The sequence below is a fragment of the Nocardia sp. NPDC102475 genome (genome assembly GCF_055584605.1).
The window spans coordinates 226,596-241,181 of sequence record NZ_JBVJLS010000015.1 but is presented as its reverse complement, the minus strand read 5'-3'; the positions used below and the strand labels follow the sequence as shown (position 1 = coordinate 241,181).

The following is a 14,586-nucleotide window of genomic DNA, read 5'->3' as shown; positions in this document are numbered from 1 at the left end:
TCTCGATGGTGTCAGACACCAGGTCGGCGGCGCGGCCGGGGCGCTCGGCCTCCTCGGCGTCGATGGTGCGGCCGGTCAGGACCAGGTCCATCGCCGATTTGATGCCTGGGATTGATCCCGGCCAGGATCGAGTCCCAAGTACCCGGTGGGAGGCTCCCTAAGCGGCTGCCCGCCGATCTGTTGGTGTGGCTCACTCATGGCTTGCGTCCCACCGGGTTACTGTTCGCCGCCGAGATGAGGCAGGCCCGTGGAGGGCACGCTGCGCTGCTGTATGCTGTATGCACTGGCCGTGATGCTGGAACTCATAACAGGAGTCCGGATGTCTGTGCATTCTCCGCAGCAGGTCCCGCGTCCCGTGAAGCTGACAGATCTGGCGTATCAGCAGCTGCGTGCCAGCATTCTCGACGGTGAATTCGACAGCAGCCGAACGACGAGTGTCGTCGCACTGGCGGCGAAGATGGGGATGAGCCGCAGTCCGGTGCGGTCGGCGGTCGAACGGCTGACCGTGGAGGGGCTGATGACGCCGACCGCCGGCGGTCTGGTCGTCCCGGCCCCGAACCGACACGATCTGCTGGACGCATTGGTCGCGCGGGCGCCGTTGGAGGGATTGGCCGCCCGGCTGGCGGCTCCCCAGTTCGACGAACGCGACGCCGCTGAACTCTCGAACATCCACGAGCGGTTCTCGGCGGCGGTAGCCGACGAAGACAGGCAAGCCGCGCAGAAGGCCGACCTGGAGTTCCATCAGCGGATTCAGGCGGTGTGCGGCAATCCGTGCCTGATCGAACTGCTGGAAATGGTGCAAGCGAGGGTGATCCTGGCGATGTACTCGACGTCGTGCACCGTCAACCACCGGATAGCGGTGTCCGAGCACGCGCGCATCATGACCGCTCTGGAGAATAAGGACGGTGAGGCGGCGGAACGGGCGGCGATCCTGCATCTGCGCAACCTCACCGACCGGACCCGCTTGGAGTGGCGGCACCGCGACGAGGCCGCCGCACACGCTGCATGCATTCAACCCGAGCGGTGAAATCGTAGGAAATATGCATTGACCAGCTAGGTTGCAGTACCTGATGCTATGCTTCCTTGACATGTCTGCATGCAGCATGCAACATAGACCTGTCGTGTAGAGCAGGCACTGCGCCGAGGCCGCGACGTGGCGGCAATCGCACTCCCCGGGAAGGGTCAGCCGGGTGTCAGCTGTCCATTCGCGGTCAACTCGCGATCAGGCGCGATCTGCACGCAGCGGCTGCACCCGGAGATTCCGTACGGACTCGCAGCGCTGCCGCAGTGCAAGCTCCATCGCCGGCCCACCACCCCTGCGATGACGATGTCGGCCCGGCACGTGCCGGGTATCGCTGCTTTGTCCAGAGAGGCCAACCAATGATGATGTGGTGCGAGGATCGGGGACGCCTAGCCAGTGATGCCGCCGATGCGGTCGTCGTCTCCGACTGTGCACGACCTGCGTCGCCCGAGCCGCCAGTGCCCGGGACCTTCGAAGTCCGGCATGAAGGTGATGTACATCTGCGGATTTGGCTGGGCGGCATGGCATTCGATTACCTGGCAAACGCGGCGGCGGCGTGCAATCTGATTCGCGATTGGAACAGAAAACATTGGTACGCAATCGAATTGATTCTGAAATCGGCAGGCGACAGTCTACTGCTGCCCCGTCTGCCGTGTGAACAGTTGTTCGCCGGACCTTGAGTCCAGGCGCAACGATCCGGCTTGTAATTTCTGTGGCGCTGGGATTGCAATTGTTCGCGCATTTCAGGTGGAGGTTTCGCGCATCAGGTCCCGGTGCGAAACAGTTGATCTTGCATGAATACTGCGTATCCGATGTAACTCGGTCGGCGAGAAGTCGAGCTGGGCACCTCGGCCAGGACGTGTGCCGGACACAGTCCGGCACCATGGCGTACGAGCTACAGGAATATGGCGTCGAGGTCGCCACGGTCAATCCGGGGCCATTTCTGACCGGTTTCAACGACCGAATGTTCCAGACCTGGGAGAGCTGGGAGGACGACCCGTCCGGCAGATTGTTCGACTATTCGGAGTTGGCCTTTCCCGCGTGCGCAGTTCCAACCGGAACCGGTGTACGCGACGTTGACGGCCGTCGCCGCCGGCGACATCGACAGCTTCCGCAATCTGGAGCCTGCGTCGATGCGGGAGGAGACCGAACGCCTCCAGCGGATTCCGTGGGAACGCAAAGTCACCGACGGTCTCGGGACCAGGCATGAAGCCGTGCAGTGCTCGTATCAGATGCAGCCCGAAACCCTGGTCGAGCGCTGAGCATTTCCGGCCGACGGGCACCGACGCGAACGGTTGCGCGAAATGCAGGCGATACCAAGACGCAGTGCGAAGGTGAACTATGCCTGAGGATATTCCCCGCAAGGCGCTGATCTCCATCAGTAGCTACCACGGCGTGATCTATCCGGACGGTACGAAGACCGGTCTCTTCTACACCGAAGCCCTGCATCCGTTCGAAGTGTTCACGAAGGCGGGTTTCGACGTAGACCTTGCCACGGAAACAGGAACATTCGGTTTGGACGATCTGTCGCTCACCGATCGATTCTTGGCGGGTGACGACAAGTCCGGTGTCGAACGTGGTTGTGGACGTAGCTGTTACAGCTCCTGATCGTGCCGCATCGCCGGATGGCCTTCAGGGGTGGCGGGTGCCGTCCTGCCGGGGCGGTTCGACGCGTACCAGCCCCGACTGGAAGGCGATTACCACGAGTTGGGCGCGGTTCTGGACGCCCAGTTTCGACATGGCGCGTTGGACGTGGGTGCGGACGGTGAGTGGGCTGACGTACATCTTCTCGGCGATCTCCTCGTTGGACAGGCCTTCTGCGACCATGGCGAGGACTTCGCGTTCGCGGGCGGTGAGGACATCGAGGGATTCGGCTGCGCTGATGCGGCTTTCGGGACGGGCGAGGTAGCGGGCGATCAGGGTGCGGGTCGCCGTGGGAGAGAGCAGCGCGTCACCCGCGGCGACGGCGCGGATGGATCGCAACAGTTCCTCCGGGCCTACGTCTTTGCCGAGGAATCCGCTGGCCCCGGCGCGAAGGGCCTGTGCCACATACTCGTCGAGTTCGAAGGTGGTGAGGATCAGGACGCGGGTCTCGAGCAGGGCGGGGTCGTCACAGATCTGCTGGGTCGCGGTGAGGCCGTCGACGCCGGGCATGCGGATGTCCATGACCACAACGTCGGGTTTGGCCGCTCGGGCCAGTTCGACTGCCGCACGCCCGTTTCCGGCGATGCCGACGACTTCCATGTCCTCGGCCGAATCGATCAGCAGCTGGAAGGTACCGGCCAGCAGGGCTTGATCGTCGGCCAGCAGTACCCGGATGGTCATGGTGTCTTGTCCTCGTGGTCAGGGGTTATTGGTGGCTCGAGTGGAAGTTCGGTGGTGACTTCGAAGCCGCCGTCGGGCCTGCGTCCGGCGTGCAAGTGGCCGCCGACAGAGATGGCTCGTTCGTTCATGCCGATCAGGCCGTAGCCCTGGCTGTCGGAATCCTGTTCGCCGCGATCGGGTTCGGATAGTTTGCCGCCATCGTCGGTGACACTGATCGTCAGCAATAGCCGGGAGTAGACGAGCCGCACCGTCGCCGCGGCGCTGCCCGCGTGCTTGGTGACATTGGTGAGTGCCTCCTGGACGATCCGGTACGCCGTCAAGTCCGCGCCGGGGGAGAGCGGCCGCGGCACACCGGTGATCGACAGCGACAGGGTGAGGCCGGTCCGCTCGAAAGAGGTGAGCAGTTCGGACAATTGAGCCAGGCCGGGGGTCGGTTCCAGCGGGGCGTCGGAGTCGTCCTCGCGCAGCAATCCCACGGTGGCCTTGAGTTCCCGCAGTGCCGCGGAGGTGGTGCCGGCCAGTTGATCGAGCATCTCCTGTGCCTGATCCGGTTGGCTACCCAAAAGGTATGCGGCGGTGGAGGCTTGGGCGTGTGCGAGGGCCATATGGTGCGCGACGATATCGTGCAGTTCGCGCGCGATGCGGAGCCGCTCCTCGCCGACTCGCTGCCGAGCCTCCTCTTCGCGGGTGCGTTCGGCCAGTTCGGCTCTCGCGTGCAGGGCCGCCAGGTAGTTGCGTCTGCTGCGCCCGGCTTCGGCGAACGCGCCCGCCACCAGCACTCCGGCGATCAGCGAGATGCGTCCACCGGTCAGCACCGGCGTGAAATTGTGGACAAGGGAAGTGATCAACAAGGCCCCGCCCGAGACCACCGGCGCGATCTTGGCCGTGCGCAGATCCGATGACCACAGCCCGAGCGAGTATGCCGCGACGAAGGCCGCGCCCGCAGTGAAGATGGAGACCTCGAAACCCAGTGCGCCGATCGCGATACCACAGGCGGTGGTAATCACCAGGACCGCACATGGAAACCTCCGCCGCCACAGCAACGTGAGCGAGGCCATCGCCGACAATCCGAACACCGCGAGCGACGCCGGACGGACCACTACCGGACCCTGCCCGTGGCCCTCATCGGCCAACCGGCTCGCGTATGTGGCCAGAGCGCACAACAGAATGGCGATGATCACATCGACGGCACGGCTGTGCCGGCGCGGCCATTGCGACCATTCGGCGGTCATGTGCGTTCCTCCCTGTCGTTGAGAACCCTAATCGGCAGGGGCTCCGAAGTGACCGGTAGGCCGCCCAGCCGGGACGGCCTACAGTGCGTTTCCATTCAGGCGTTGGCGGACTCGAGTTCCCGGACCGGCTCGACGGCCTGGATTCGGTTCAGGCTCTCGCCCTCCACGTCCACGTTCGGCAGGATCTTGGCCAGCCATTGCGGCAGCCACCAGGCCTTGTCGCCGAGCAGTGCGAGCACGGCCGGGACCAGGGTCATCCGGACGATGAAGGCGTCGAAGAAGACCGCCGCCGCGAGCCCGAGACCCATCATCTTGATCATCGGTTCGCCGCCGCCGATGAATCCGGCGAACACCGCGATCATGATGGCGGCCGCGGCCACCACCACCCGGCCGCTGTGCCGGAATCCGGTGACGATGGCGTTGTCCGCGCTCTCGCCCTGGGCGAAAGCCTCACGCATCCGGGTGACCAGGAAGACCTCGTAGTCCATCGCGAGTCCGAACACCACGCCGATCAGGAAGATCGGCATCATGCTCATCACGGGTCCGGTCTGCTGTACTCCGATGAGGTCGGCCAGCCAACCCCACTGGAACACCGCGACGATCACACCGAACGCCGCACCGACCGACAGCAGGAAGCCCAGCGCCGCCTTGATCGGCACCGCAATCGAGCGGAACACGATCATCAGCAACAGAATCGCCAGCCCGACCACCACCGCGAGATAGGGCAGCAGTGCATCGGCCATTTTCTGCGAGACGTCGATATTCATGGCGGTCGCGCCGGTGACCAGTATGGTCGCGCCGGTGGATGCTTTCAGATCGCCCGCCTCACCGCGTAGTGCGTGCACGAGATCTTTGGTCTCGACCGACGATGGACCGGTGGCGGGCACTACGGTGAGCATGGCGGCGTCACCTGCCTGATTGAACATCGCGGGTGATACTGATACGACGCCCTTGGTCGTTGCCAGGGTCATGGATACCTGCTCCAGCGCGTCCTTCGGGTCATCGACGCCCTGCACATCCACGGCGATGGTGAGCGGCCCGTTGAATCCGGGACCGAACCCCGCGGCGAGCGCATCGTAGGCGCGGCGTTGTGTCGTAGAGGTCGGCTGCGATTCGTCGCCGGGCATGCCGAGTTCGAGACTCCGCACCGGCAAGGCCAGCACGCCCATACCGAGGAGGCCGATCAGCAACACTGCCACCGGGCGGCGGACGACGAATGTGGCCCAGCGCGTGCCCATACTGGGCTTTTCCGCTTGAATCGCTTTGTCCGCCAGCGTATTTCCGTCGACCGGTATCCGCGCATCAGTGGCTTGCGCCTTGCGGAATGCCCGCGGCATGACCGCCCGCTGAAAGAAGCCGAGCAGCGCGGGCAGCAGCGTCAGGGCGATCGCGACGGCGACGGCGACGGTGCCCGCCGCGGCCAGACCCATCTTGGTGAGGACGGGGATACCGACGACGGCCAGTCCGGCCAGTGCGATGACCACGGTGAGTCCGGCGAAAACCACGGCCGATCCGGCGGTCCCGACGGCCCGGCCCGCCGCCTGCTCGGCGCTGTATCCCTCGGCGCGTTCGGTCCGGTACCGGGAGACGATGAACAGCGCGTAGTCGATGCCGACCGCGAGCCCGAGCATCATGGCCAGCGTGGTGGTCGTGGTGGACATGCCGATCGCCACGATCGCGGCGATACCGACGCCGATCCCGACCAGCGCGGTGAGCAAGGGCAGACCGGCGGCCGCGAACGCACCGAAGGTGATCATCAGTACGACGGCCGCGATGGCGATGCCGACGGCCTCGGTGGCGCCACCCATTTCAGGCTTGGCCTGCAGCGCGGACCCCCCGACCTCGACGGTGACCCCGGCGGCCTTGCCGGTGTCGACCGCGGCGGTGAGCGCCGTCTTGGTGGCGTCGGTGAGGTTGTCGCTGGTCGCGCCGTAGCTCACGGTCGCATAGGCGGTCGTGCCGTTCTTACTGACCGCATCGGTCTGGAACGGGTCGAGTACGCCGGTCACTTGCGCACCGCCCGCCACGCCCGAGACGATCCTCTCGACCGCCGCCTTGTTCGGTTCGGAACTGATCTGCTGGCCCTCGGGTGCTACGAACACGATTCGTGCTTGTGCGCCATCGGATTTGGTGCCGGGAAAACGTTCGCCGAGCAGATCGAACGCCTGCTGGGATTCCGTGCCCGGGATCGAGAAAGTATCCGGCGGGGCCGTCGGCGCATTGGCCGCCCCGGCCACCAGCGCGGCCATAACCCCCAGCCAGAGCAGGACAACCAGCCGCCGCTTCTCGAACGCGAACCGACCGAGTCGGTACAGGAATTTCGCCATGTCGCCATGGTTGTTCGATGGGTCTGTAGTCGGCATCGTGCGTGTGAAGGCCGTTGCGCGTACTGCCGATGCAGTACGCGCGCCAGCCACGTACTGCATCCGCAGGCTGGAGTGCTCCAAAACCTGCTCGATTCCCCTCGAGGTCTGCGTAGCTTTTCCACCCCGTTGGTCGACAACACTCGCTCATCGTCCTGGGCGTACGGCCGTAGTTGGTGGGTGCGGGTGCTCGATCTGTTCGCTCGGAAGATCAACCTTTCTCGTCCTGGAGCCGTATCGGCCCGTAGCGGCCAGACTGAGTGCCAACGAAAGTCGTTCGTGCCGTATCGCATCCCATAGCTCGGTGAATCCGAGGAATGCTTCGCGGGCAGTGACGGAGATCCGGCGGGACGCTTCATCGAATAGCACCAGGCCGCGCGCCGCGCTGGGCACGTGCTTGTGATCCGGCCACCGGTACGTGGCCGAGGCATCCGTGCGGTTCTGGACCTGATAGATGTGTGGCACCGATCAACCGCACGAGGAGTTCGGGTCACCCATTGGGCCACCGGGTTAACGAGTCCGCATAACCGGCGTGGTGAACGGCATCGGTGCTGCCCTCGACAGGCGAGATCATGAACTGATGGTGCTGGACCGACTCGACGGGTATCCGTCGGCGTATGCCGCCTGCCACGCGCTTGCTCCGAAGCTCGGCATCCACGCCGAAACGCTGCGTGTCTGGGTGAAGCAGGCCCAGATCGACATTGGGAAGGCTCCCGGAGTGACGAGCGCGGAGCAGGCGCGGATCAAGGAACTCGAACGAGAAGTGCGAGATCTGAAGGAGGCCAACGAGATTCTGAAAGCGGCCTCGATTTTCTTCGCGTCAATGATCGAGCGAACTTGCCGTCAGACGCTGCCCTTCGCCTATCCCGACGATGGTGATCGACTTGCGGAATACCCTATTCGCTATGCGGCTGGGGGAACCTGGGAAAGCCCGCCCCAGCACAGGTCGATGACAGTCGTGATCGCGTCCGCCTTCGGGACTGCCCTGCCAGTAGCGAGCCAGTACCGTGCCGTGAACTGGCTGGCGCCCACCAGGCCCGCTGCAAATAGCCGAGCTTGGTAGGCGTTCAGTTCTGAGTCGTGCGAGACGATCTCGGAAATCGCGTCCACGCAGGCATCTGTCGCTCGGTCCACGCGCCACCGCACCGACGGCTCGCTGACCAGGTCGGAATCGAAGACCAGCCGGAAACCCTGTGTCTCATGATCGACGAAGTCGAAGCATGCCTGCACTGCTGCGCGCAGTCGATGCTGGTTGGCGCTGGTGGAGTGCAGCGCCTGCTGCACACTGCGCGTCAGAGTATCGGCGTGGTCCTGCAGTACCGTGAGGTATAGCTCAAGTTTGCCCGAAAATTGTTCGTACAGAACAGGTTTGCTGTATCCGGCACAGTGTGCGACGTCATCCATGGTGGCTGCGTGGTAGCCGCGCGCGACGAACACTTCTGTTGCCGCGGCGAGCGCGCGCTTACGTGTCTGCTGTCGCCGAACCAGGCGCAGGGTGCGTTTGGGGAGATTATCCGGTACCGCGATCGGAGGCGGTTGCGCATGGTTCACGGTCGGAACTATGCGTGGTAGCCAGCGGTTCCGGCGCGGGACATGACGATGTTCGGGATCACGGCACGTGATGACAGCCGCAGTATCGAGTGGACCACCTCGACGACGTCGCTGACCGCGAGCATCCGGTCCGGGGGGATGCGGTCGTGGATCCATGCGGTCATTTCGGTGTCGACGTAGCCGGGTGCGATGGTGGTGCCCGTGACGCCGTTGCCCGATTCCTCGGCGTTCAGGGTGGCGATAAGTGAGATGAGTGCTGCTTTGGTCGCGCCGTATACCGACAGTCCGGCTTCGGCGTATACGCCGGTGATCGAGGCCAGCCCGATCACCTTCGCGCCACAGTCGGGTTCGGCAGCCGCACCGGCGCGCAGCATCGGCAGGGCGCCCTGGATGAGTTGCACCGGGGCGCGCAAGTTCACTGCGAGGGTCTTGTCGAAGCGGCGCATGGCGGCGTCGGCGAGGGCACCCGAAGTGCCGACTCCGGCGTTGAGGATCAGTGCGGACAGCGTGCCGAATCGGTCCTGGTGCTGGGTGAGCGTTTGTTCGACGCTGTCGGAATCGGACATATCTGCGGCGACGGTGACGATGTCGGTGGCGCCGGCCGTGCGCAGGCCGGTGGCGACCTCTTCGAGGCGGGCGGCATCGCGGGCGGTGATGGTGAGTGAATATCCTTGCTGGGCGAGTCTATTCGCGATCCCGAGGCCGATACCACGGGTTGCGCCGCTGATCAGGGCGGTCTTGGTGTTGCCGGTCATCGTTGGCGTCCTTTCAATGCGCGTAATCCAGCGGCCATGAATTCCGGAGTCGCCTCGGCCGCGCGCTCGGCGGCCGATCCGGCGTCGGAGCCCTTCCGCGCTCGGTGTGCGATGCCTTCGCCGATTACGCCGAGCTTGAAATTGGCCAATGCGAGGTAGAAACCCCAGTTTCTGAGGTCGCGACCGGATGCGGTGGCGTATGTCTGTGCGAGCGCGTCGGGGGTGGGCATGCGGTCGCTTGTCCATGCGGCTTGCGCGCCGAGCACCTGATCGAACATCGGTGCCCGGTACACGCACATCAGCGCGACATCGGTGAGCGGCTCACCGAGGGTGGATAGCTCCCAGTCGACCACGGCCCGAACCCGGGTTGGGTCGGCTGAGTCGAGGATGGCGTTATCGATTCGGAGGTCGCCGTGCACGATCGAGGCAGCCGAGTGCTGTGGCACGGCGTCGGAGAGCGCGGCGTGCAGGGCCGCGACGTCGGGGAGGTCGCGAGTTTTGACCCGCTCCCATTGGGACGCCCAGAGATTCACCTGGCGCGACACGAATCCCTCTGGCCGTCCGAACTTTTCCAGGCCGACCTCTCGGGGGTCCACCGCGTGTAATTGAGCTAGTACCCGCACCAACTCGCCGGCACTGGAAGTCACTTGGTCGTCACCGAGCGCGGCGAGGTCGTCCTGATCGCGAATCACGGTTCCGTCGACGAACTCGACGACGGTCATCGGGGCGCCGAGCGTGGAGCCTTCAGCATCGAATGCGACCGTCTTCGCGACGGGCACAGCGGATTCCCGGAGCGCATGCGTGACGGTGAATTCGCGCGCCATGTCGTGTGCGGAAGGGGTGAGTCCCGCGACGGGTGGGCGTCGTACAACCCACTTCGAAACGTCGTCGTATGCGGTGAAGGTCAGGTTGGATCGGCCACCGCTGATCAGTTCCACCCGCAGCTCGCCGCGCACGTCGAGGCCCTGCTCCCGCAGGAACCGCTCCAGTGCGGCGATATTCATGCCCGGCAGGTTCATTCGCTGTCTCGCAGGGCGCGTTTGGTGGCGCCGACCGCTCGTTTGGCGATCGCCCACCGATGCACCTCCGAAGGCCCGTCGTAGATGCGGAACGGACGTACCTCGCGTGATAGCCGCGCCAACGGGAGGTCGCTGGAGACGCCGAGGCCTCCGCACATCTGCATACTGCGGTCGATGATCCGGAAGATCGCTTCGGCGGCAAATGTTTTCGCGATCGAGGTGGCATTCGCGGCCGGTTCTGCGCGATCGAGCTCCCAGCAGGCGCGGGTCAGCAGGGCGCGGGTGGCAGCGATGTCGATCTCGTTGTCGGCGATCATCTTCTGAACCATCCCGAGCTCACCTAATCGCGACCCGAAACCCTGTCGTTCGGTCACGTGGGTGACCGCCACGTCGTGTCCGCGGCGGGCGGCGCCGAGCCACCGCATCACATGCGTCATGCGTGCGGGGCCGAGGCGTACCTGCGCATATTCGAAGCCGCGGTCGACCTCGCCCAGCACACCCGCATCCGGAACCAGCACGTCTTCGAAGAACACCTCACAGTGGCCGCCGACCATCGAACGATCCAGGGTGTCGAGGTGTCGTCCCACCCGAATTCCCGGGGTGTCGGCTGGTGCGAGAAACATCGTCGCGCCACCACGCTGGCCGGGCTCGCCGGAGGTGCGCGCCATGATGATGAAAAAGCCTGCGCCGTCGGCGCCGGTGATGAACCATTTCCGGCCGTTGATCCGCCATCCGCCCTTGGCTCGTACTGCGCGGGTCGCCAATGCCGAGGGGTCCGAACCCGCGCCGGGCGCTGGCTCGGTCATCGCGAATGCCGAGCGCACATCGCCGAGCGCGAGCGGAGCGAGATATTGCTGCTTCTGCTCCGGGTCAGCGATGTGGGCGAGCATGTGCACATTGCCCTCGTCGGGTGCAGCGATATTGAGAGCTGTCGGACCGAACAGCGAGTAGCCCGCCTCCTCGAAGACGGGAGCCCGGTCCGACATGCCCAGGCCGTGCCCGCCGTATTCGATTGGTGCGTGGGGTGCGAACACCCCGGCGTCGCGGGCGGCCTGCTGTAGCTCCACGCGGAACTTGTCGCCCTCCGCTGCCGTGATGTCGCCATCGTGCGCATCCTCGAGTGGCACTACACGTTCGCGGATGAAGCCACGGGTGCGCTCCGCGAGAGCTTGCACCTCGGGCGGAAGTGACAGATCGATCGACACGGATCCACTCCTCGATCTCATTTGCCGAACGACCGCTCGGCAATCAACTGCCAAGCAGCCTGGCATGCGGTAATAAGCACTGTCAATTCAGTGCTTATTCGATTTCGGGTGTGTTCAGCTATCCTGAACACCATGGATTATGAGGACCGCGATCGGCAAGCTGTGGCAGCGCGGGTGCGGCAGGCCAGGCTCGCGGCAGGTCTTTCGCTGCGTGCGGCCGCGCGGCGAATCGAGGTCAGCCCGGCCACCCTCAGCGCCCTGGAGAACGGCAAGACCGGAGTATCGATCCCGCGGCTACGTGCGCTGGCTACCGCACTCGACACCACGGTGTTCCGGCTGATCGGCGAGCAGCTTTCATTTGCCACCGATAATTCGCGACCGCGGCTCGGTGCCGTACTCAACGCTGACGACGATTCGGTGCGCGCCTGGCGTGAATTCCCGCCGCTGGATATTGATCCTGTCCTGGCCGCTGCCATCGACTCGTTCGTCGAGACCGGATACCACGGCGCCACAATGCGATCGATTGCCCATCGTGCCGGTATGAGCGTGCCTGGTGTGTATCACCATTACCACGATAAGCAGGACCTACTCGTGCGAGCGCTCGACCTGACTATGGACGATTTGCACTGGCGGGTACGCGCGGCGCGACGTGAGGCGGTTACCGGGCGTGGCCGCGTGAGTCGCGTCGTCGAAGCGCTAGCGCTGTTCCACACCCACCGCCGCAAACTCGCCTTCATCGGAGCAAGCGAGATGCGGAGCTTGACCTCGGCGAACCGACGCCGAATCATCCAGTCCCGCAATGAGATCCAATATATTCTCGATGCGGACATCGACACGGCGATATCCGAGGAAAACCTGGCCACCGGCCACGCCCGGGTCGCCGGCCGGGCCATCGCGACCATGTGTACCTCACTGCCGCAATGGTTCCGGCTCGACGGGCCCGCCACACCTGAACAAATCGCCATCGAATACGCAGACTTCGCCCTTGGACTACTCGGAATTCGCCCACGTCCGGTATCGCTGGACGAGCTTCGACAGTGAGAGGACTGCGCAGGCTTTGCCTGGTTCATGGCAGTTAACTCGTTGAAGTCCCGACACTTGGCCTCGTTTCCGTTCAGACGGGGGGTGGTCAGCGGGCGGTTGGGATGGCGGCGGAGTGGGCTTGGTAGAACGCCAGATGGGCTTGTGCGGCTCGTTCCCAGCTGAATCGGGCGGCCAGAGCCTTGCCGTGCGCGGCCCGGCGTGGGTCGGGCCGCAGTGCGTGGGCCATGCCGTTGGCCATGTCGGTGGTGGTCACGGCGTAGTGGACAGTGTCGCCGAATACCTCGCGCAGGACGGGGAGATCGCGTGCCACGATGGGGATGCCGGCGGCGAGGGCTTCCATGGCGGCCAGTCCGAAGCCTTCCTTGGTGGAGAAGAATGGAACCAGTGCGGCTCCGGCCATCAAGGCGGGTAGGCGGGTATGTGGGACGGTGCCCAGGACGGTCGGGTGTATGCCGAGTTCGGTGGCGCGGGCGTCGAAGTGGGTGCGGTAGTCGCGGTAGTCGAAAAGTGTTTCGCCGCCTGCGAATACGAGGTTCAGTTGGGGTTGGTCGTGTTTCAGGAGGGCGAAGGCTTCGAGGAGGTCGACGCTGCCTTTGCGGGGTTCGATGCCGCCGATGGCGAGGATGTATCGGCCGAGGCGTTGTTGCCATGCGGTGCGTGCGGTGGTGGCGGCGGGGGAGTCGGTCGCCGCAGTGGCGAAGCGGTCGTATTCGACGCCATTGGGGATCACGGTCGGTCGCAGGCCCCAGCCGGTGTGGACCTCGTCCGCGACGGCGGCGGATACGCAGATGTGTGCGTAGGGTTCGACGATGGCGCGTTCATGGCAGCGGGCGAGTTCGGGGGTGGTGAAGGTGTCGAGGTGGTGGATGGTGCGGATGCAGTGGCCGACGGCGTTGGCGCTGATGCAGTCCTGGGCGTGCACGATGTCGTAGTCGTGCGAGGTGAATGCGGCGCGTAAAACGTTGATAGAACGTATGATTCGCGTGCCCACGGATTCACCGTCGATGCCGTCGAAGGGGATGACGCGCAGGCTCACGGAGGGGTCGATCGGGCGGAAGAACCCTGCGTCGCCGCCGCGGCCGAGTGTCCATATGGTGACCTCGGCCCCGAGGCGGGTGAGGGCTTCGGCGAGGTTGAGGGTGTGCACGACTCCGCCGCGGGGTTTGGTGGAGTAGGTGAGCAGCGCGATCCGCATCAGTGCTCGTCTTTCATCGGCGGCCGCCTTTATCGGTCAGCAGGTTGTGGTAGGTGTCGACGCGGCGTTCCTCGAGGTGCCGCAGCACACGTCGCGCGCGTTCGACCTCGATGTCGATGTCGATGTCGGCGACGGCGAGTCCGCCTTTGGACCAGGTTTTGGCGAGTATGTCCCCGCCGGGACCGACGATCTTGGCTTGGCCGAGGAACCGTAGGTTGCCGGTAATGCCGGTTTGGTTGGCGGAGGCGAGCACGATCTGGTTTTCGGCGGCGCGGGCTTGGTCGTAGAGGTCGAACAGGCGGGATTGGCGGTCGTTGGGCATGCGGGAGGCGCGGTCGGTGACGCTGGCCGGCCATGCCGAGAGCGCGGCGATGGTGCGGGCGCCGTCGAGGGCGAGGGTGCGTGCGGATTCGGGGAAGGTCTTGTCGTAGTCGATGAGCATGCCGATCCGCCCGACCGGGGTATCGAAGGCGGCGAAGCGGTCTCCGGCGGCGTAGGCGAGGTGCTCCCCGGCGGGTTGGTGCACTTTGCGGTGGCGGCCGAGGACGCCGTCGCCGGTGAGGCATACCGCGGAGTTGTAGCGCGCACCGTCGGCGTGCTCGGCGTAGCCGACGCAGATGGTCATGGCTCCTGCTATGCGGCACAGCAGCCGGATTTCCGGCCCGTCGGGGTCGATGGCCTCCGGCCCGGTGGACGGGTCCGGGTTGCGAAGGTCGCCGATATAGCCGCCGAGGGTGGCGTCGGGCAGTACCAGCAGATTTACGCCGTCGCGCCCCAGCCGGTCGACGATTCCGGTGATCTTGTCGAGGGCGCGGGCGATGTCTGCGCCGAAATGTGCTGCGACGGCTGCGATTCGGGTGACTGCCATGGTTCGGT

The 14,586-nt window shown here is 65.0% G+C and carries 13 protein-coding genes and 2 pseudogenes; 5 read left to right on the top strand and 10 right to left on the bottom strand.

Translation table 11 applies throughout. The features are described 5' to 3' along the window. Positions 1-106: pseudogene (locus ACZ60G_RS26815) on the bottom strand (enoyl-CoA hydratase); the annotation flags it as partial. A gap of 213 nt (positions 107-319) precedes the next feature. On the opposite strand from ACZ60G_RS26815, the gene ACZ60G_RS26810 reads away from it, so the two are divergent. From ACZ60G_RS26810 to ACZ60G_RS26800, 3 genes are all read left to right on the top strand, one after another. Continuing rightward, a complete protein-coding gene (locus ACZ60G_RS26810; protein WP_465813378.1) occupies positions 320-1,027 on the top strand; it encodes a GntR family transcriptional regulator in 708 nt (235 codons plus the stop codon). A gap of 1,058 nt (positions 1,028-2,085) precedes the next feature. Then, entirely contained in the window at positions 2,086-2,283 is a 198-nt protein-coding gene (locus tag ACZ60G_RS26805) for a hypothetical protein (protein WP_465813377.1), read from the top strand. A gap of 79 nt (positions 2,284-2,362) precedes the next feature. Next, positions 2,363-2,629, top strand: coding sequence for a hypothetical protein (locus ACZ60G_RS26800; RefSeq protein WP_465813375.1), 267 nt, complete (start codon positions 2,363-2,365; stop codon positions 2,627-2,629). Positions 2,630-2,653: 24 nt separating this feature from the next. Here the strand turns inward: ACZ60G_RS26800 and ACZ60G_RS26795 are convergent, their stop codons facing one another. The 3 genes from ACZ60G_RS26795 to ACZ60G_RS26785 form a co-directional block, all read right to left on the bottom strand. After that, a complete protein-coding gene (locus tag ACZ60G_RS26795) occupies positions 2,654-3,346 on the bottom strand; it encodes a response regulator (protein ID WP_465813373.1) in 693 nt (230 codons plus the stop codon). Beyond that, positions 3,343-4,578, bottom strand: a complete 1,236-nt coding sequence (locus ACZ60G_RS26790; RefSeq protein WP_465813372.1) for a sensor histidine kinase — start codon at positions 4,576-4,578, stop codon at positions 3,343-3,345. Before ACZ60G_RS26790 ends, ACZ60G_RS26795 begins: the two co-directional genes overlap by 4 nt. Positions 4,579-4,673: 95 nt before the next feature. Next, complete coding sequence (locus tag ACZ60G_RS26785) at positions 4,674-6,905, bottom strand: MMPL family transporter (protein WP_465813370.1); 2,232 nt, start codon at positions 6,903-6,905, stop codon at positions 4,674-4,676. Positions 6,906-7,521: 616 nt separating this feature from the next. Between ACZ60G_RS26785 and ACZ60G_RS26780 the strand changes: the two are divergent. After that, positions 7,522-7,713: pseudogene (locus ACZ60G_RS26780) on the top strand (transposase); the annotation flags it as partial. Positions 7,714-7,844: 131 nt separating this feature from the next. Here the strand turns inward: ACZ60G_RS26780 and ACZ60G_RS26775 are convergent. From ACZ60G_RS26775 to ACZ60G_RS26760, 4 genes are all read right to left on the bottom strand, one after another. Further along, the gene (locus ACZ60G_RS26775) at positions 7,845-8,435 is read right to left on the bottom strand and encodes a TetR/AcrR family transcriptional regulator (protein ID WP_465813394.1); all 591 of its coding nucleotides are present in this window, start codon (positions 8,433-8,435) and stop codon (positions 7,845-7,847) included. A 65-nt stretch (positions 8,436-8,500) separates the two neighbouring features. Then, the gene (locus ACZ60G_RS26770; protein WP_465813368.1) at positions 8,501-9,247 is read right to left on the bottom strand and encodes an SDR family NAD(P)-dependent oxidoreductase; all 747 of its coding nucleotides are present in this window, start codon (positions 9,245-9,247) and stop codon (positions 8,501-8,503) included. Continuing rightward, positions 9,244-10,251: a phosphotransferase family protein gene (locus tag ACZ60G_RS26765; protein WP_465813366.1), complete on the bottom strand. Its 1,008-nt coding sequence runs from the start codon at positions 10,249-10,251 to the stop codon at positions 9,244-9,246. The genes ACZ60G_RS26770 and ACZ60G_RS26765 overlap by 4 nt, the downstream gene beginning before the upstream one ends. 11 nt (positions 10,252-10,262) lie before the next feature. After that, positions 10,263-11,471: an acyl-CoA dehydrogenase family protein gene (locus ACZ60G_RS26760; protein WP_465813365.1), complete on the bottom strand. Its 1,209-nt coding sequence runs from the start codon at positions 11,469-11,471 to the stop codon at positions 10,263-10,265. A 132-nt stretch (positions 11,472-11,603) separates the two neighbouring features. Here ACZ60G_RS26760 and ACZ60G_RS26755 point away from each other — a divergent pair, with 132 nt between their 5' ends. Next, the gene (locus ACZ60G_RS26755) at positions 11,604-12,512 is read left to right on the top strand and encodes a TetR family transcriptional regulator (RefSeq protein WP_465813363.1); all 909 of its coding nucleotides are present in this window, start codon (positions 11,604-11,606) and stop codon (positions 12,510-12,512) included. A gap of 88 nt (positions 12,513-12,600) precedes the next feature. Here ACZ60G_RS26755 and ACZ60G_RS26750 read toward each other — a convergent pair whose 3' ends face one another. Then, on the bottom strand, positions 12,601-13,710 hold the full coding sequence (locus tag ACZ60G_RS26750; RefSeq protein WP_465813361.1) for an MSMEG_0565 family glycosyltransferase: 1,110 nt from the start codon (positions 13,708-13,710) through the stop codon (positions 12,601-12,603). A 13-nt stretch (positions 13,711-13,723) separates the two neighbouring features. Continuing rightward, positions 13,724-14,578, bottom strand: coding sequence for a carbon-nitrogen hydrolase family protein (locus ACZ60G_RS26745; protein ID WP_465813359.1), 855 nt, complete (start codon positions 14,576-14,578; stop codon positions 13,724-13,726). Positions 14,579-14,586 lie beyond the last annotated feature (8 nt).